A 17,234-nucleotide genomic window follows, 5' to 3' on the forward strand; every position below is an offset into this window, starting at 1 on the left:
TCTAAAAATTAAAAATCATATTACGGTGGGCATTTACTGCATATTGATGCAAAAAGAGAAGTTGAAAGGTATCTATCTCCTCTGTCAGGCAATATTACAACAATAACGCCACTTCTTATTTCACTTGCTTTTTTAAGTGCTATATGCATTGCAGCACCTGATGACATTCCAACAAAGACACCTTCTTTAAATGCTAATTTTCTTGTTGTATCAAATGCTTCTTCATCATTTACATAAATTCTTTCATCCAGCTTTGAAGGGTCAAAAATTTTAGGCACTATTGACTCAGACATATTTTTTAATCCCTGAATTCTGTGCCCGGGAACAGGCTCAACTCCGATTATTTGAATGTTACTATTAAATTCTTTAAGACGCTTGCTAACTCCCATAACTGTTCCTGTTGTTCCCATTCCTGCTACAAAGTGTGTTACTTCACCTTTTGTTTGTTCTATAATTTCTTTAGCTGTTGTTTCATAATGAGCTATCACATTTGCTTCATTATCAAACTGATTTGGCATAAAATAAAGTTCAGGCGCATCCTCATAAATTTGGTGTGCAAGCCTTATTGCTCCATCTGTGCTTTCTTCCGCAGGAGTAAGAATAAGTTCTGCACTTAAAGCTTCAAGAACTCTTCTACGTTCAACACTGACACATTTGGGCATAACAAGTTTTATTCTGTATCCCTTAGCTGCAGCAATCATTGCAAGTCCGATTCCAGTGTTTCCAGATGTAGGTTCAAGTATTATTTTATCTTTAGTAAGAAATCCTTTTTCTTCAGCTTCTTTTATTAAGTAAAGAGCTGTTCTGTCTTTGATTGACCCTCCAGGATTTGCTCCTTCAAACTTTCCATAGAGTATAACTTTTGGATTAGGATTAATTCTGTCAAGTCTGATTAAAGGCGTATTACCTATAATATCTATAACACTCATAAATTTAATTATATCACAGGCTTTTAAATTTTTTCCTTACTTTCTCAATTTCTCCGCAACTGAATTTTCCCTCAGGACATTTTCCTGTTATACAGGCTGGTCCAGCATTTTTAAAAAGTCTTGGTGCAATTTTTTTTACAAGCTTTAACATCTCTGTTGCAAGTTCTCTTATTTCCCACTGGGCACGATTGCAACATCTTACTTTAAAAAAATGCAGTAACTCTCTTGCATTCATTGTTATCACTATTTTTGTCTCTGCGGCATTTGGAAGAACAAATCTTGCATCCTGTCTTGCAAGTTCTCCTTTAAGTCCTTGCTTTTCCAGTGCGTGAAGGATTTTACAATAATATTCATGGGACTTTTTCATCGCTTCAATAAATAAAGATTGTATTTCACTATCTTTTTTAATTGTATCAGGGATTATATAATCAAATCCTTTTTCTTCACTTACATATCTTTGAGACTGCTGACTATAAGAAGCTATTCTGTGCCTTACAAGTTGGTGAGAGCATGCACGTGAAATTCCTTCTACTGCAAATGTAAAGGATGCATGTTCAAAGGGACTCAAATGTCCGCTGTTAATAAGAAGGTTTATTAGATTATCTTTATCATTGTCAGATAGCTTCTCTTTCAATTCTTCTATCCCGACAGGACTGTAACATAGTCTTGCAGAAAGAGCAACCACATTTTCAGGTTCTGGAGTATGGGTAAGAATTGAGACTTTTAAAGAAGCCTCTTTCATATCACTCCCTTTGTAGAAGGAAGTTGTTGTCCATAAATCCGAGATGCATCACTTAGTGCTTTTGCAAAAGCCTTAAAAACTGCTTCTATTATGTGATGTAAGTCTTTCCCATAGAGGACATTGATATGAAGGGCGATTTTTCCATGATTAGAGACTGCTCTAAAAAATTCTTCAAACAGAGAAATATCAATATCTTTAATATATCCATCAAATTTAACATTATAAATAAGAAATTCTCTTCCTCCGATGTCTATTGAAACCTGTGCAAGAGCTTCGTCCATTGGAATGGACGCAAACCCATATCTTTTTATTCCATTTCTATCTAATAAAGTTTTATCAATTGCTTTACCCAAAACAATTCCTAAATCTTCAATTAGATGATGATAATCTACATGTATATCTCCTTTTGCTTTAAGCTTTATATCAAAGTTTCCATGAAATGCTAAAAGTTCAAACATGTGATCTAAAAAGCCTACTGAGGTATTAATATCACTGTTACCAGTGCCATCTAAATTAAACTCCAACTTAATATCTGTTTCTTTTGTTTTTCGGCTTACTGAGGCTTTTCTCAAAACTATCCTCCCAATATGTTATTTAATACTTTTAAAAACTCTTTATTTTCTTCCTTGGTGCCTACAGTAACCCTCAGTGCATTTTTGATAGTTGAAGACATATCTCTTATCAAGATCCCCGATTTTATCAATTTGGTATAGACATTTTGACTGTTTTTTACTTTAAAAAGAATAAAATTAGCTTCTGAAGGAAAAACTGTCACACCTTTTATTTTTGAAAGTTCTTTTTGTAGCCTAATTCTCTCTTTAACTATTTCAGTTATAAAATTTTTTATCTGAGCATAGAACTTACTGAGGGCTGCTGTTGCAATATATTGAGTAAGAACATCAACATTATAAGGAAGTCTTACTTTGTTGGCTTCACTTAGTAAATTTTCATTCCCGATAAGATATCCTACTCTTAATCCAGCAAGTCCGATTTTACTCAAAGTTCTAAGTATAGCTAAATTATCAAAATCTTTTAAAAATGGTAAAAAGCCTCTATCACTACAGAAAGGCTGATAAGCTTCATCAATAACTACAATTGAAGGATTTTTTCTTGCTGTATCAATGATTTTTAAAATTTTATCAGTAGAAAAAGTATTGCCTGTAGGGTTATTTGGAGAACTAATAAAAATTAAACGAGGTTTTTCTGTTTTTATTAGATTTATCATTTCTTCCTCGTTTATGTCAAAATCGCTGTCAAGCTTAGATTCAAATTTTTTGACTCCGACTGATTGAGCTATTATTCCATACATTGCAAAAGTAGGTATAGGATAAAGAACAGGACCTCCAAAAGTAAGTATTAAGTAGTATATTAATTCATCTGAGCCATTGCCTATCATTATGTTTGTATAGGAAATTTTCATTTTTTTTGCTAAAGCTTTTCTTAATTTTAAAGCCTCAGGGTCAGGATATCTGTTAAGAGGAATATTAACTTCTGAAATAAAATCAGATAATTTTACAGGAAACGGTGATTCATTAGCATCAAGTTTAATTTTGCAGGGAATTTCTTTAGCCTGATATGGACTTAGTTTTTTTATGTTTTCTCTCACAATAAATGCAGGATTAAACTTATTCATAGATTTTTATCATAATTGGTTATTAAAAGATTGTCAACTCTGATATTTTAAGGGTATAATAATGCCTTATGGATATAGAATTTATAAGAAATATTGGACATGAGTTGTTTAAAAAGATTTCCACTGTAAGACCTCAATTAAATAAAACATCTTTAGGGCAAGGGGCTTCAGGAGATATAACTTATCCAGTTGATAGATTAGTAGAAGATATGATAATTGATTTTTTTGAAAAAGAAGGCATTAATGTAAACATCATAACAGAAGAAAAAGGCGTAAAAACAATAGATGCTAACCTTCTTACTCTCATAATTGATCCAATTGATGGGAGTAAAAATGCTATTTCAGGTATTCCATTTTTTTCTACGTCAATTGCAATAGCTGATGGTAAAACATTAAAGAGTCTTCAACTTGGTTACATCATTAATCTTGTGAATGGAGATGAGTTCTGGACAAAAAGAGGTGAGGGTGCTTTTTTTAATGGAAAGAAAATCAAAACTGATAAAAAAAGTAAACCCTTAATAATTGGTTTTGAAGCATCAAATCCATATATAGCTATAAAAAATATTCTACCTTTGTTTAAAATGGCAAATAGGGTAAGATGTTTTGGAAGCACGGCTTTAGACCTTGCATATCTTTCCATAGGAGCTTTGAGTATTTTTGTTACTCCTACTCCTTCAAGAATTTTTGATTTTTCAGCAGGAATTTTAATTGCAAAAGAATCAGAAGCAACTATAACTGACATTAAAGGTAATTCAATTGAGGAGCTACCAATTGCTTTTGATACAAAGACAACCCTTGTGGTATCTGCAAGTGAACTGCTTCATAAAAAAGTATTGGAATTAATTGATAGAGAATAAGTAATGGAGTATTCATCTACAAAAAAACTGACTCTCACACTCGGTATAACTTTTTTTATATTTATAGCTGAGCTTATAGGTGGCATCATCAGCAATAGTCTTGCCTTACTAAGTGATGCAGGACATGTTTTTACAGATTCTTTCGCAATAATTTTAAGCTTGCTTGCATCAATTATTGTAAGAAAACCTTCAGGTAAAAAAGCTACTTATGGGTATCATAAAATTGGGATTCTTGCAGCTTTTATAAATGGAGTAAGCCTCATTGTGATTGCGGGACTAATATTTTTTGAAGGATATAGAAGACTGATAAATCCTCCTCATATTGATTTTAATATAATGCTTCCTGTGGCTTTTTTTGGTTTTATTGGCAATCTTGTAATGGCTTGGATTTTAGGACATAAACATGAAGATTTAAATATTAAAAGCGCTTGGCTTCATGTTCTTGGAGATACAGTTTCCTCTGCAGGAGTAATTATAGCTGGTTTAATAATAAAATTTACAGGATGGCTTATAGTTGACCCTTTAATAAGCTGGTTTGTAGGTTTTATTATCATTTTGGGTGGAATAAGAGTTGTTAAAGATTCACTCTGGATTTTTCTTGACTTTGTTCCAAAGGGTTTTGATATAGAAACCATATCAGATGAAATTAGAAAAATCAAAGGGATTATTGATATCCATGATGTTCATATATGGTCAATTGGATATGGAGTTACTGCATTTTCAGCTCATGTAGTGGTGGATAACTGCCTCCTAAGTGAAGCTGATATAATAAGAAAACAGATTGAGAATAAACTTACAAATATCGGAATTAAGCACAGTGTTATTCAGATAGAATGTATTAGATGTGAAAATAGTTCAATTTACTGTGATCATAAAAAATCAATGAATCACGGTCACCACTAATTTGTTTAAGTATCTGTTCAAGTCTGAACTGTAATTGGAGATGTAGCCCTTCAAGTTCTCTCAGTCTTTTCAATTTTTCTAAGGGTATTTTTTCTTTTATTTTATCGCATATAAAATTAATACAAAAAGCATCTCTTGCAAAAAGAACGCATCCTGAAGTTGTAAGGAAAAAACACATATCAGGAAATTCTGGTTCATCAGGGAACTTTGTTCCTAATAAAATATTTATCAGAAGAAGTTCATCCGTATATTTAAATTCTATTGCACTGCCACAACAGGCTTTACCCTCTTTGCCACATTTAGCGCATATTTCAGTCATTCCAGAGAGTAATCTTTCTTTATCTTCTTGAATTATAAACTCTTTTAGTTGTTTAAGTAATTCTTCTATCCTGGATAAGATGCCTTTTTTTTCTAATTCTTTAACTCTATCTTTAAGGATATCTATTTTTTCATTCATTAAATGCATAATTAATTTTAAACCTTGTGGTTAAAAAGTTGTGATAAAATATTTAAATGAGAAATTTAATTTTAATTATTTTGTTTCTCCTTATTCCCACTCTGCTTTCCGCTAGTGAATCAGCCTATGTTTTTGTTATTGATGAAAATTCAAATCCTTTTCAGGGTTATAGACTTCTTGAAACTCAAAGGGATGATATTTATATGACAAAAATACAGCCTATAAAAAAGTGGATTACTGTTCCACGTTCTCAGTTAATTGTTGTGCAGGATGGATATGTTTATCCTGTAAAGGATTCTATAATTATTGATAAACTAAAAGGGATTGCGTTGTTATTAATTGATTTTTCTCAGAGAAAATCTCTTTATTTTAATCCAGAAGAAATATTGATAGATAAAGATATAAAATTGCTTATTGAAAATAAGAAAAGAATTCTTCCAAAGGTTAAAGAACTTTTTCCATCTGAATTTAAAAAAATAGAGATTAAACAAGAAAAAATCCTTTTATCTGATTATGTTGCATTAGCTGAGCAATATGAAAAAAATGCGCAGTGGAGTAAGGCGTTATCAATTTATGAAGAATTGCTCAAACAGGAACCAAAAAACAAAAAAATTATAAACAAAATTGGACTTATTTACTACTATCTCAGTGATTTTAAGAAAGCAAAGGAATATTTTGAGATGCTACCAAAAGACGAAGAACAGACAATCATAAAGCTTGTTGGAATTTATATCATTGAAAAGAATTTTGAAGGAGCATTGAGAGTTATTAATAACTCAGGATTGAATTCTCCATATTTGCATTATCTTAAAGGTGTAGTTTACTATTTAACAAATAGAAAAGAAGAAGCTTATAAACAAGTCTCAATATTATTTTATATGGACAATAATCTTGCTCAAAATTTGAGAGATCTTTTGAGATAGTCTAATCAATAATCCTTACATCTATGATTTTTTCAACATTAAAATGTCTTTCCTGGTTTCTTAACATGCAGAATGCCTTTAAACCAAGAAATGTTTTATTTGCATATTCCATATCTCCAATGTAAACAGGCTTAATTAATCTTTTTGTCTTTATATCAGTTGATTTCAGGTAAACTATTTCAATTTCTTTCCCCTCATTTATTGCCGTTTCAATTATTGAAATTTTTTCTTGGAGTGGGAGATTTTTTTCTGAATGGTTATATTGAAATTCTGTAAGAAATTTTACTATTCTTCTGTCAAGAAGGACATTTTTCGGATAGACAGGCTTTTTTAATATCAATCCTTCAAGTGAACGACATCTTGAAAGAGCTACATATAGCTGTCCATGAGAAAATGTCCCTCTTCCAATGTCAAGTAATACTTTATCAAATGTAAGTCCCTGACTTTTGTGGATTGTGATAGCCCATGCAAGTTTTAAAGGATACTGCGTGAACCGACCAATGACGTCAGTTAAAATTTTTTTTCTATTTTTGTCATAGTAAAATTCATACATCTCCCATGTAAATGGAGTGACTTCAACAATTTCTCCATTTGTAAGTTCAACCAGTATTACATCAGGTTCAGCTTTTTTTGTGTTTATCTCAACAATTTTACCAATATCTCCATTTATCCACCTTCCTTTTGAATCATTATTAAGAAGCATTACCTGCGCGTCAACCTTGAGTATAAGTTCCTGAGAAGTTGGAAGGTCTTGTTCACTAAATTCTCCATCAACAAATCCGTAATATTTAAATTCTTTATTTTTAATTCTTGAAAGTTTATCAAAGTTTACTTCTTCTGCCATTTTATTGGTTGTTGTAAGATAAATATAAAAGTCATCTTCCGGAGGATTAAAATCAGGGTTGACTTTTTGATTCAATTTTTCAATAATCTCATCTGTAACAGTATTATTCCTTATTGAATTAAGAATTTCAAGGAAAGCACTATCTGACTGTCTGTAAACCTTTTCAAGTTCAATAAATTCAAAATCGCATTTTTGAAAAACATTAGAGCTAAAAAAATATGGAGTTTTATAGAGTTCTTTGAATACCCCCTTTTCTTTGGATGTAACAACAGGAGGAAGTTGATATAAATCACCGATAAATATCATCTGAATACCACCAAAGGATTTCTTTTTATTTGGTCCATGAATTTTTAAAAAACTATCAATACAGTCAAGAATATCAGCCCTTACCATTGATATTTCATCAATAACAATGCAGTCAAGTTTTTTATAAAGATTTGGATTTTTGGGTTTAATTTCTTTTACTTTATACAAAGTAATATCAGGTTTAAAATTAAAAAAAGAATGAATTGTCTGTCCCTTAACATTTACTGCTGCTACGCCTGTTGGTGCAATTACTGCAATATTCTTTGTTGTATTTTCTCTGAAGTAATTTAAAAATGTTGATTTTCCTGTCCCTGCTTTTCCAGTTATAAATAAGTTCTTCTCTGTATTTTCAGCTAAATGGAAAGCTTTAACGAATTCTTCATTTAAATCAAGCTCTATCATGGTAGAATTTCTATTGGGGTTCCATCAGGTACAAGCTTCCATATTTCATCCATCTCTTCATTTGTTACAGCAATACAGCCTTCTGTCCAGTCATCAATTATGTGATATTTACCAAGATATTCAACATGTTTTGAAAGTCCATGTATCATAATTCCACCACCAGGATTTACATGTAACTTTATTGCTTGTTCAATATCTTGTTCATTTGGATATGATATTTTTAGGGCTTTATAAAAATTACTGTTTGGATTTCTTCCTATTATGTAATATCTTCCTTCAGGTGTTTTGCCATCTCCTTGCGAAACCTTTTTCCCTACAGGAGTTTTGCCAAGCGCAACTTTATAAGCTTTAACTATTTTCCCTTCTTTCATTAGAAACATAGCTCTTTTTGATTTAATAACAACTACTAAATCAACAGTTTCATACGCTAAAGAGGTATTAACAGAAAAAATAAAAATTAAAATGCTAAAAAGAAGCATTCTTGAGAGCATGTTTGCAGAGACATTTCCTTTCTTCAGGTAATTTTTTTATGGTTTCTTTTATAAGGAAACCAACTGCATCAAGTGAATCCTCCATCGTTTCAATAACTTCTTTAACTGTAAGAGGAAATTTTGATATTCCTGCAGCATAATTGGCAACAACAGCCACTGCTGCATAACAAATTTCAACTTCTCGTGCTAAGGAAGCCTCGGGCATAATTGTCATACCAATAATATCAGCACCAATATTTTTAAAGAATTTTATTTCAGCAGCGGTCTCAAGTCTTGGTCCATTGACACATATATATGTAGCATGAGAGATTACATTAATGCCGATTTTCCTGGCTGTTTCTAATAAATAATGTCTTATTTCACTGCAGAATGGTTCTGTAAAATCTATGTGAACAACCTTTTTCTCTTCATAGAAAGTATTAGCTCTCATTCCTTGAGTAAAATCTATAATTTGATTGGGTATTACAATGCTGCCAGGTGGTATGTTTTCAGTTAGTGAGCCTGTAGCAAAAACTCCAAATATTCTTTCAATTCCAAAATTTTTAAATCCGTAAATATTGGCTCTATAATTAACTTTATGGGGTGGTATGCTGTGTTTTTGTCCATGTCGTCTGAGAAATAAAACTTCTATATCATCAATTTTTTCTATTTCATAAGGGCAGGAAGGTTCACCATAAGGTGTTTTTATGGTAATAATTTCTTTTTTTGCCTCTGATTCACTGAGTCCGCTGCCGCCAATTATTCCTATTTTCACCTGTTGTTTGTTATGCATTTTTCCCAAATGCGCCCAGGAGGATTTGAACCCCCGACCTACGGATTCGTAGTCCGCCGCTCTATCCTACTGAGCTATGGGCGCTAAAAATATTATAACATAGTTTATTTACACTCAGAGGAAACTTTTATTATAGTTTTCACATTCCCTCTTGGATTAAAATCACCTATTACTTCTAAATTTCTTGGCTTAAGAAGATTATGTAGATCCTCATAAATTTTATTTGTAACAGCTTCATGAGAAATATATTTGTCCCTATAAGAATTAAGATAAAGCTTTAAAGATTTAAGTTCAACAATTTTTTTATCAGGAATATAGCTTATTTTTATTGTTGCGAAATCAGGATATCCAGACCTTGGACATAAACAGGTAAACTCAGGAAAACTTATTTCAATCTTATAATCTCTATCAGGGTATGGATTGTCCCATGCTTCAAGTAATGCTTCTTTTATGGCTTTTTCCCCATATAACATTAATTTTCCCCCTTATACAGATTCTAATACAAGATTTTTTAGAGCTTCAATAAATTTCGGTGAAGTATTCAATGAATCAACTCTATGGAGTTGTATTCCAAAATCATTTGCCTTTTTTTTATAAACAATATCAATTTCATATAAAGTTTCTATATGGTCAGAAACAAAACTCACTGGAACAACTAATACTTTTTTATTTCCATTTTTAGCCAGTTCTTCAATTATTTCTTCAGTTGATGGTTTAACCCATTTAACAGGTCCTGTTCTACTTTGATAACCTATTTTAAATTGTTGTAACTTCATTTTATTGGCAATAGCTTTGACGCTTCTTTCAACTTCCAAAATATAAGGGTCTCCTTTTTTATAAAGTGAAAGAGGGATACCATGAGCACTAAAGAGAACAAAGCAGTCGTTTCCAAATTTTTCAAAGGATTTTTCAATCTGCTCAATCCATGCATCAATAAATAAAGGATAATCACACCATGAACTAATAATTTTGAACTCAAAATATCCATTTGCACATTGTTTAAATTTTTCAACTACAGATGATGTTGTGGCACTGCAAAATTGTGGATAAAGCGAAAGTGCAATAATCTTTTTTATATCTGATTTTTTTAATTCATTTAGAGATTCTTCAATAAACGGGTGCCAATAACGCATTCCAGGAAGAACTTTGAAATTGTTACCCAGAGCTTTTTCAACTGCTATTGCTTGGGCAGTTGTGATTTCTTTTAATGGAGATTTTCCTTTAATTTTTTGATATGCTTTTTTTACTTTCTCGGCTCTGAAGAAAGAAATGAACCATGCCAGTGGTTTCTGCATAAAACCAAAGTTTGCTATGTATGGATCACTGAAAAGATTATAAAGAAAAGGCTTTACTGCTGTAAGACTATCAGGTCCTCCCATGTTGAGTAATAATACCCCAATTTTATCCATTCCATCTCCTGTAAAGATTATTCTCAATTTCTATGCAATCAAGAAGTTTACCAACAACAAAGTTGACTATATCATCAATACTTTCTGGATTATTATAAAATGCAGGAATTGGGGGTGCTACAATAACACCAATTCTTGCAAGTTTAAGTAGATTTTCAAGATGAATTATACCAAGAGGCATTTCTCTTGGTGAAATAATAAGTTTTCTACCTTCTTTAATTGTTACATCAGCAGCCCTTGTAATTAGATTATCTGCGTAACCGTGAGCAATTGCTGAGACAGTCTTCATAGAGCACGGAACGATAAACATGCCACGAGTTTTGTAAGAGCCGCTTGCTATAGGAGCATCAATTTGGTTTTCAGAATAAAATTTTATTTTAGGATTATTGAACCTTTCTTTAAACTCATGAAAATTTTTAATTTCTGTTTCCAGTTTCATCACATATAAGGCTGAATTAGATAAAATTAAAGATATTTCAAAATTTTTAATAAGTTCTTCAAGAAGTCTGATTCCGTAAATTATACCTGAAGCTCCTGTTATTGCTAAAATAAATTTCTCCATTATTTTATATAGTAACATATTGATGTAATGTCATAAAGATGGATTAAAATAGGAAAAAATTTTTGTAGGAGGATAAATGATGAAAATAGGTTTTATAGGACTTGGAAATCTTGGAAAGGCTATGGCAAAAAGGTTAATTTCAGAAGGTGTTGAATTGATTGTCTGGAATAGAACTATTGACAAAGCAAAGGAATTAGGATGTCTTATAGCTAATACTCCGTCGGAGCTTATATCTCAAGTAGATATGCTTATTCTTAATCTAAAAGACAGTATTGCTGTAAAGGATGTGCTAATCAATCAAAATGGGCTTATTTATGGTAATTGTGAAAATAAAATAGTTATTGATACCACAACAAATCATTTTGAGGAAGTTTTAGAATTTTATAGTCTTCTAAAGGAGAAACGTGCTTATTATCTTGAATCTCCTGTATTGGGAAGTGTAATTCCAGCTTCTCAAGGACTTTTAACAGTACTTGTCAGTGGTGATAAAACTGCTTTTGAAAGAGCAAAGTTCATACTGGAGAAAATTGGTAAAAGTATATTTTATCTTGAAAAAGAGGGAGTTGCAACAAAAATGAAGCTGATAAATAACCTTGTTCTTGGCAGTTTTATGGCAACTCTGGCAGAAGCTATTGTATTTGCTGAAGAATCGGGTATAGATAAAGAGAGGGCAATTGAAATATTACTTTCAGGTGCGGGAAATTCTATGGTTCTCAATGTAAAGAAACAAAAGATTATTGATGAAGATTTTACACCACATTTTACAAACGCTTTGATTTACAAAGATTTAGACTATATTCATGATTTAGCAAAACTCCTGAAAAGACCATTATTCACTGGAAGCATTCTCAAGGAGATTTATGCTACAGCTCTATTAAAAGGAGTTGAAAATGAAGACTTCTCCAGCATTTATAAAATTTTTAAAAACTTCTAAAAGTAACTGAAACTAATAAAACTTTCCGATAAGGCTTTTAATCTTTTCAAACGCAAGTTTTTGCTCAACAAGAGGCTTTTCCTTAATCACAGGAATTTGTTCTTCAAATACAGGTCTTGATGTTTTATAAACAACTCCTATAGGGATACTATCACCCCATTCAAGGGATTTTTCAAAGGCTTTAGCTCTGTCAAAAGGATCATAATTTTCAGAAAGCCTGTATACTCTCTGTCTGTACCATTCAAAGGTGTTTATTTTATTAAAGCTAACACATGGCTGAAGAATGTCAATTAGACTAAATCCCCTGTGAGTTACTGCTTCTTTGATTAGTGCTTTTAAATGCTCCATATCACCGGCAAAACCTCTTGCAACAAAACTACAATTAAGCGCAACTGCCATTGCCAATGGATTAAACTGCTCTGAAAAAACCCCAAAAGGCTGAGTTTTTGTAATCATTCCTTTCATAGAGGTGGGTGATGCCTGTCCCTTAGTAAGTCCATAAATCTGATTGTTATGGATAAAAAGTTTCACATCTATATTACGCCTTATGGCATGAATAAGATGATTTCCTCCTTCACCATAGCAGTCACCATCACCTGCCACAGCAAATACCTTCAATTTATGATTGGCAAGCTTAATTCCTGTTGCAACAGGTAGTGTTCTTCCATGAAGTCCATTGAAGGTATTACATCTCGTATAATGCGGAAATTTTCCAGCCTGTCCAATGCCTGAGACTATTACAAATTCATGAGGGTTCAGTCCAAGTTCTGCCATTGCCTCATTGAAAGCTTTAAGTATTGAAAAATTACCACATCCTGGACACCAGGCAGGTTTCTGTCCACTATAATCTTGTAAGGTAGACATAAACTTTCTCCTTTAGTTCCTCTACTGTAAAGGGTCTTCCATCATAGCGATTTATGTGATTTTGAATGCTAAATCCTGTTTCCATTCTTACGAGTCTTGCAAATTGACTCGTAGCATTTTGCTCAATACCTATTGATAACTTTGCATTTTTTAGCACATTTATCCAGTTTTGTTGTTCAGGAAAAGGATATATCTCACTGAAATGAAGCATAGCAATTTTAAATTTATCAGAGAGTTCATCAACGACTTCCTTTGCAATTCCATACATTGAGCCCCAACAAACAATTACAATATCTGGAGATTGAATTCCATAAAGTTGGGGTGGAGCAATTTCTTCCCTGATAAGAGGCATTTTTCTAAAAAGTCTCTTTTCAACCATCTTTACTCTGGTCTCTGCATCCTCAATAATATGTCCTTCCTCATCATGCTCATCACTGTCTGTTACCACAAGATGAGAGGAACGTCCAGGAATCCCTAAGGGTGAAATCCCTGTTTCTGTAAAGGTATGACGCTTGTATTCTTTTAGCTTTTGAAATTCTTCTCTAATTCTATAATCAGTATATTTCAAACTTGTAAGGTCAAAGTCTTTATAGCTCCATTGACTGTCTGCAAGATATTGATCTGTGAGAATTATGACAGTAATCTGATACTTTTCAGCCAAGTCAAAAGCTTTATTAGTAAGATAAAACGCTTCTTCAGGACTTCCCGGCGCAAATATGACTTTTGGAAACTCTCCATGTCCTGCAAAGAGAGCATACAGTAAATCAGCCTGTTCAGTTCTTGTAGGCAATCCAGTTGCAGGACCAGGTCTCTGAGCGAGGGCTATTACAAGAGGAGTCTCAGTCATCGCTGCAAGAGATACTCCCTCAACCATCAAAGCGAAGCCACCCCCTGAAGTTCCAGTCATTGCCCTTACTCCAGCAAAGGATGCACCTATTGCCATATTTATGGCAGCAATTTCATCCTCAGCCTGCTCAACCACTATGCTGAAATCTTTTACGTTTTCTGCAATAAAATTAAAAATTCCCGTTGATGGAGTCATTGGATAGGCTGAATAAAAATTTAATCCTGACGCAATTGCACCGGCGCCAATTGCTTCATTGCCTGTAATCAGCATTTTGGAAGTCTCCAACCCTGATATCACGAATGAACAGGTAAGGCATCGCTCCTTTGCAAATTTATAACCTGCTTCTGCTGTCTTTAAATTTGCTGATATAACATCATCACCCTTTTTCTTGAAAGTTTTCTTTATAAGTTCATACATAATCTCAGGAGACATTCCAAGCATTCCAATTACTGCACCAACTGCAACGGTATTTGCCATTATTTTGCTTCCACCATAAGTTACTGCTAATTCAGATAGTGGAATATCAAGAAAATTAGATTTCTCAAATTTTTGTCTTAAAAATGAGGAATCATAAAGGACATGTCCATTTGGTTTTAATTCTCTTTCATGCTGGGTTATGCTTTCATTGTCAAGGGCAACGAGAATGTCAATGACACTTTTTGAGGCAGTTACGGGATTATTGGATATTCTAATCTGATAAAAATTGTGTCCACCTCTTATGCGGGATTCATAGTCCTGATGGGTGAAAACATAGTAACCTGCCCGAGCAAATATGCGGGACAGGGTCTCACCTATTGTCTGGATTCCCTGTCCCGCTTCACCACCTATTTTTATTGAATAATCCATTATGTAGGAGTTACGCCATATTTGACGATGTTAATTAAATTGTCATCAGGCTTTGGAAGACCTGCAATTTTCCATGCAACAATCGGGTCTATTAGTTTTTCTGCAATGCAATCCTTTGGTTGATTAATGTTTTTACAGACATGGCTTAAAACAGGGAAATAATTGTAAATTTTATAGTACTCATGAATGAATTTAACTATATCAAGTTGCTCTTTTGTGAGAGTTCCCACGCCTTCTTTTATTGCAATCATCTGAGCTACTTTTTCATTCCAATCATTGATGTTTTTTAGGTATCCTCCTTCATCAAGGGCGACTGTCTTCTCAATTGCTTTGTACTGAGCCACTTCTTCAGGTTTTTCCCTTTCAAATCGTTCCTTTTCGGTGAAGTTTTTAATGAACTGTCCAATCTGCACTCCAAGATAAACACATTTTACATTATTCATGCAATCGTCTGCATCTTGCTTATCAAGATGGGTTATTAGTTCAGATGTTCCCTTTTGAAATCTAATTATGTAGGATTGTTTTTCTTCACTGTAATAAATGTTAACGTTGAAACTCTGTTGTTTTACTTCCGGGTACATCTCAAATATTTTATTTTTTAAATCTTCAATTGTGTAAGCCATTTTTAGCTCCTATCTAATTCTTTTTTCTACTTCTTTCCAGTTTATGTTTTTAAAGAAGGCTTCAATGTAATCTGCTCTTTTTAGTCCATAATCAATCATGAATGCATGTTCAAAAACGTCCATTATTAGAAGGGGATTGCAGCCAGCTGGATGCCCTACATCATGTTCATTAATCCAGAAATTAATTAATTTTCCTGAGAGGATATCCTGATATAGAATTATCCAGCCTATACCACGCATTGTGCCTGTGGCTTTAAAATCCTTAAGCCAGTTTTCAAAACTTCCGAAGTTTTCATTGATAAGTTTTGCTAATTTCCCATCCTTTGGAAATACTCCATCTCCACCAAGATTTTCAAAGTAGTACTCATGAAGTCTAACACCATTCCATTCCCAGCCAAGCCTTCTTTTAAGTTCTGCATACTCGGGTATGGTTGTTTTGCCTTCCTTTAACATTGTTTCAAGAATCTCAAGAACTTTATTTGTGTTTGTAACATATCCCTGGTATAGTGTGAAGTGATTTTTAAGAAGTGTCTCACTAAAACCTGGCATGCCAATCAGTTTTGAATAATCCTTTGCCTCATATGGCATAATTACCTCCTAAATTATAGATTTGAGACTGTTCAAAAACTTGTAATTTATTGAAAATCAACAAATTACAAGTTCTAAAATTTTTCAATTACCTCCACTGTCATTCCGAGCCGAGCGAAGCGAGCCCTGAGCTGCAGGCGAAGGGTCTGCGAGGAATCCTCAGATTCCGATTTAAGGAGGAGATCCTTAGGCTTCGCTTCAGGATGACCCTTTGGGTCAGATTCCTCGCGCCCATTGAGGGTGCTCGGAATGACCTTTAGTAATTAAACAGCCTCTGTAAATTTTATAATCAATATTAACAAATAAAATTTTAATTGTCAATATCTCTTCTCTCTAAGGTTAAGAGACAGTATCCGGAGATGAAAAATTTTTTTATTGAATAATATGATGGATTAAAAAATTCTTTAGAATCTCAGCTGTATTTAAAACTTTTTCACTCATTGGTTTGCCAAAATTGGTATTTTCAGGCTGAATACCGATTATGAGAACTTTACCTTTGATTCTTGATTTTATATATTTTATACACATTTTAAGATTAGTCTGATGACTTGAAATTTTAATGTTTTGTAAATCTTCTTCTTTTAGAAAAGCTACAGAGCCTGGTTCTTGTTGCATATGGAAAGCATCAATAAAAATAACAGTGTCTGGCTGTTTCTGAATTATTTTTTCAATAAATCTTTCAGGTTGTTCTTCGCAATCAATTAAAATTGCATTTGTTTTCCTATTGCTAAGTTCTTTAACGATATATGAGCCAACAGCGTCATCTCCTCTAAGAGGATTACCTATTCCTGCAATTAAAACTTTTCCCCTAATGTTATTTAAAAATTCATTTAATTCCAATTTGTTCAGCTACGAGAGGCTTTATTTTCTTTTTTGATATACCAAGTGCTTGGGCAATTCCAAAAAGAATTGCTTCAGGACGTGGAGGACATCCTGGTATGTATAGATGAACAGGTATTATTTTATCAACTCCGCCAACTACATTGTAACTGTCAAACCATATTCCGCCTGCTGTGGCACATGAGCCAAGAGCAATAACAATTTTTGGTTCAGGAGTTGCCTCATAGACTGATTTAACAAATTCTACAGTAGGTCTTGTTACAGGACCTGAAATAACCAATGCATCTGCATGTCTTGGTGAACTGACCGCTTTCATCCCAAACCTTTCAATGTCATAATAAGGTGTGAGTACATCAAGAAGTTCTATATCGCAGCCATTACATGCTCCAGTATTAACATGAAATATCCATACTGATTTTTTGAGTGCTTTCTCAGCTAATTTTTTAAGCAAGGACATTTTAG

At 33.0% G+C, this 17,234-nt stretch carries 21 protein-coding genes and 1 tRNA gene; 4 read left to right on the top strand and 18 right to left on the bottom strand.

Annotated elements, in window-relative coordinates; genetic code table 11:
• Nucleotides 1-20: 20 nt before the first annotated feature.
• The 4 genes from THEYE_RS04790 to hisC are packed head-to-tail and all read right to left on the bottom strand — an operon-like array spanning nucleotide 21 to nucleotide 3,304.
• Entirely contained in the window at nucleotides 21-929 is a 909-nt protein-coding gene (locus THEYE_RS04790; RefSeq protein ID WP_012546059.1) for a PLP-dependent cysteine synthase family protein, read from the bottom strand.
• 13 nt (nucleotides 930-942) lie between these two features.
• Complete coding sequence (gene thyX, locus THEYE_RS04795; RefSeq protein ID WP_012546288.1) at nucleotides 943-1,671, bottom strand: FAD-dependent thymidylate synthase; 729 nt, start codon at nucleotides 1,669-1,671, stop codon at nucleotides 943-945.
• Nucleotides 1,668-2,243 carry an imidazoleglycerol-phosphate dehydratase HisB gene (gene hisB / locus THEYE_RS04800; protein WP_012546516.1) on the bottom strand — a complete coding sequence of 192 codons (576 nt, stop codon included), beginning with the start codon at nucleotides 2,241-2,243 and terminating at the stop codon, nucleotides 1,668-1,670. The genes thyX and hisB overlap by 4 nt, the downstream gene beginning before the upstream one ends.
• Nucleotides 2,244-2,245: 2 nt before the next feature.
• Nucleotides 2,246-3,304: a histidinol-phosphate transaminase gene (gene hisC, locus THEYE_RS04805; protein ID WP_012545615.1), complete on the bottom strand. Its 1,059-nt coding sequence runs from the start codon at nucleotides 3,302-3,304 to the stop codon at nucleotides 2,246-2,248.
• A 68-nt stretch (nucleotides 3,305-3,372) separates the two neighbouring features.
• Between hisC and THEYE_RS04810 the strand changes: the two genes are divergently transcribed.
• Nucleotides 3,373-4,161, top strand: a complete 789-nt coding sequence (locus THEYE_RS04810) for an inositol monophosphatase family protein (protein WP_012546481.1) — start codon at nucleotides 3,373-3,375, stop codon at nucleotides 4,159-4,161.
• A 3-nt stretch (nucleotides 4,162-4,164) separates the two neighbouring features.
• Nucleotides 4,165-5,064 carry a cation diffusion facilitator family transporter gene (locus THEYE_RS04815; RefSeq protein ID WP_012544946.1) on the top strand — a complete coding sequence of 300 codons (900 nt, stop codon included), beginning with the start codon at nucleotides 4,165-4,167 and terminating at the stop codon, nucleotides 5,062-5,064.
• On the opposite strand, the gene THEYE_RS04820 is transcribed toward THEYE_RS04815, so the two are convergent.
• On the bottom strand, nucleotides 5,000-5,521 hold the full coding sequence (locus tag THEYE_RS04820) for a hypothetical protein (protein ID WP_028842791.1): 522 nt from the start codon (nucleotides 5,519-5,521) through the stop codon (nucleotides 5,000-5,002). The two genes, THEYE_RS04815 and THEYE_RS04820, sit on opposite strands and share 65 nt — an antisense overlap.
• A 56-nt stretch (nucleotides 5,522-5,577) precedes the next feature.
• On the opposite strand from THEYE_RS04820, the gene THEYE_RS04825 reads away from it, so the two are divergent.
• Nucleotides 5,578-6,444, top strand: a complete 867-nt coding sequence (locus THEYE_RS04825; RefSeq protein ID WP_012546087.1) for a tetratricopeptide repeat protein — start codon at nucleotides 5,578-5,580, stop codon at nucleotides 6,442-6,444.
• 1 nt (nucleotide 6,445) lies between these two features.
• Here the strand turns inward: THEYE_RS04825 and THEYE_RS04830 are convergent, their stop codons facing one another.
• The 7 genes from THEYE_RS04830 to THEYE_RS04860 form a co-directional block, all read right to left on the bottom strand.
• Complete coding sequence (locus THEYE_RS04830) at nucleotides 6,446-7,996, bottom strand: AAA family ATPase (protein ID WP_012546127.1); 1,551 nt, start codon at nucleotides 7,994-7,996, stop codon at nucleotides 6,446-6,448.
• Nucleotides 7,993-8,475 (bottom strand): L,D-transpeptidase family protein, encoded by a 483-nt coding sequence (locus tag THEYE_RS04835; RefSeq protein WP_012545184.1) that lies wholly within the window; start codon nucleotides 8,473-8,475, stop codon nucleotides 7,993-7,995. The genes THEYE_RS04830 and THEYE_RS04835 overlap by 4 nt, the downstream gene beginning before the upstream one ends.
• Nucleotides 8,462-9,259 carry an S-methyl-5'-thioadenosine phosphorylase gene (gene mtnP / locus THEYE_RS04840; RefSeq protein ID WP_012546405.1) on the bottom strand — a complete coding sequence of 266 codons (798 nt, stop codon included), beginning with the start codon at nucleotides 9,257-9,259 and terminating at the stop codon, nucleotides 8,462-8,464. Before mtnP ends, THEYE_RS04835 begins: the two co-directional genes overlap by 14 nt.
• A gap of 10 nt (nucleotides 9,260-9,269) precedes the next feature.
• A tRNA-Arg gene (locus THEYE_RS04845) sits at nucleotides 9,270-9,343 on the bottom strand.
• Between the two features lie 20 nt (nucleotides 9,344-9,363).
• Nucleotides 9,364-9,732: a preQ(1) synthase gene (queF, locus tag THEYE_RS04850; protein ID WP_012546535.1), complete on the bottom strand. Its 369-nt coding sequence runs from the start codon at nucleotides 9,730-9,732 to the stop codon at nucleotides 9,364-9,366.
• Between the two features lie 12 nt (nucleotides 9,733-9,744).
• Nucleotides 9,745-10,668, bottom strand: a complete 924-nt coding sequence (hemH, locus tag THEYE_RS04855; RefSeq protein WP_012546394.1) for a ferrochelatase — start codon at nucleotides 10,666-10,668, stop codon at nucleotides 9,745-9,747.
• On the bottom strand, nucleotides 10,661-11,230 hold the full coding sequence (locus tag THEYE_RS04860; protein WP_012545244.1) for a UbiX family flavin prenyltransferase: 570 nt from the start codon (nucleotides 11,228-11,230) through the stop codon (nucleotides 10,661-10,663). The genes hemH and THEYE_RS04860 overlap by 8 nt, the downstream gene beginning before the upstream one ends.
• Before the next feature lie 79 nt (nucleotides 11,231-11,309).
• Here THEYE_RS04860 and THEYE_RS04865 point away from each other — a divergent pair, with 79 nt between their 5' ends.
• Entirely contained in the window at nucleotides 11,310-12,164 is an 855-nt protein-coding gene (locus THEYE_RS04865) for an NAD(P)-dependent oxidoreductase (protein WP_028842785.1), read from the top strand.
• A gap of 12 nt (nucleotides 12,165-12,176) precedes the next feature.
• Here THEYE_RS04865 and THEYE_RS04870 read toward each other — a convergent pair whose 3' ends face one another.
• From THEYE_RS04870 to THEYE_RS04895, 6 genes are all read right to left on the bottom strand, one after another.
• Nucleotides 12,177-13,028: a 2-oxoacid:ferredoxin oxidoreductase subunit beta gene (locus tag THEYE_RS04870; protein WP_012545968.1), complete on the bottom strand. Its 852-nt coding sequence runs from the start codon at nucleotides 13,026-13,028 to the stop codon at nucleotides 12,177-12,179.
• Nucleotides 13,006-14,721, bottom strand: coding sequence for a 2-oxoacid:acceptor oxidoreductase subunit alpha (locus tag THEYE_RS04875; RefSeq protein ID WP_012545733.1), 1,716 nt, complete (start codon nucleotides 14,719-14,721; stop codon nucleotides 13,006-13,008). Before THEYE_RS04875 ends, THEYE_RS04870 begins: the two co-directional genes overlap by 23 nt.
• Nucleotides 14,721-15,344, bottom strand: coding sequence for a TusE/DsrC/DsvC family sulfur relay protein (locus THEYE_RS04880; protein WP_012546864.1), 624 nt, complete (start codon nucleotides 15,342-15,344; stop codon nucleotides 14,721-14,723). The genes THEYE_RS04875 and THEYE_RS04880 overlap by 1 nt, the downstream gene beginning before the upstream one ends.
• A 9-nt stretch (nucleotides 15,345-15,353) precedes the next feature.
• Entirely contained in the window at nucleotides 15,354-15,932 is a 579-nt protein-coding gene (locus THEYE_RS04885) for a superoxide dismutase (protein WP_012545523.1), read from the bottom strand.
• Nucleotides 15,933-16,304: 372 nt separating this feature from the next.
• Nucleotides 16,305-16,772: a hydrogenase 3 maturation endopeptidase HyCI gene (locus THEYE_RS04890; RefSeq protein WP_012546218.1), complete on the bottom strand. Its 468-nt coding sequence runs from the start codon at nucleotides 16,770-16,772 to the stop codon at nucleotides 16,305-16,307.
• Nucleotides 16,759-17,229, bottom strand: coding sequence for an NADH-quinone oxidoreductase subunit B family protein (locus THEYE_RS04895; RefSeq protein WP_012546559.1), 471 nt, complete (start codon nucleotides 17,227-17,229; stop codon nucleotides 16,759-16,761). The genes THEYE_RS04890 and THEYE_RS04895 overlap by 14 nt, the downstream gene beginning before the upstream one ends.
• Between the last annotated feature and the right edge of the window lie 5 nt (nucleotides 17,230-17,234).

It is taken from the genome of Thermodesulfovibrio yellowstonii DSM 11347 (genome assembly GCF_000020985.1).
Taxonomy (GTDB): Bacteria; Nitrospirota; Thermodesulfovibrionia; order Thermodesulfovibrionales; family Thermodesulfovibrionaceae; genus Thermodesulfovibrio; species Thermodesulfovibrio yellowstonii.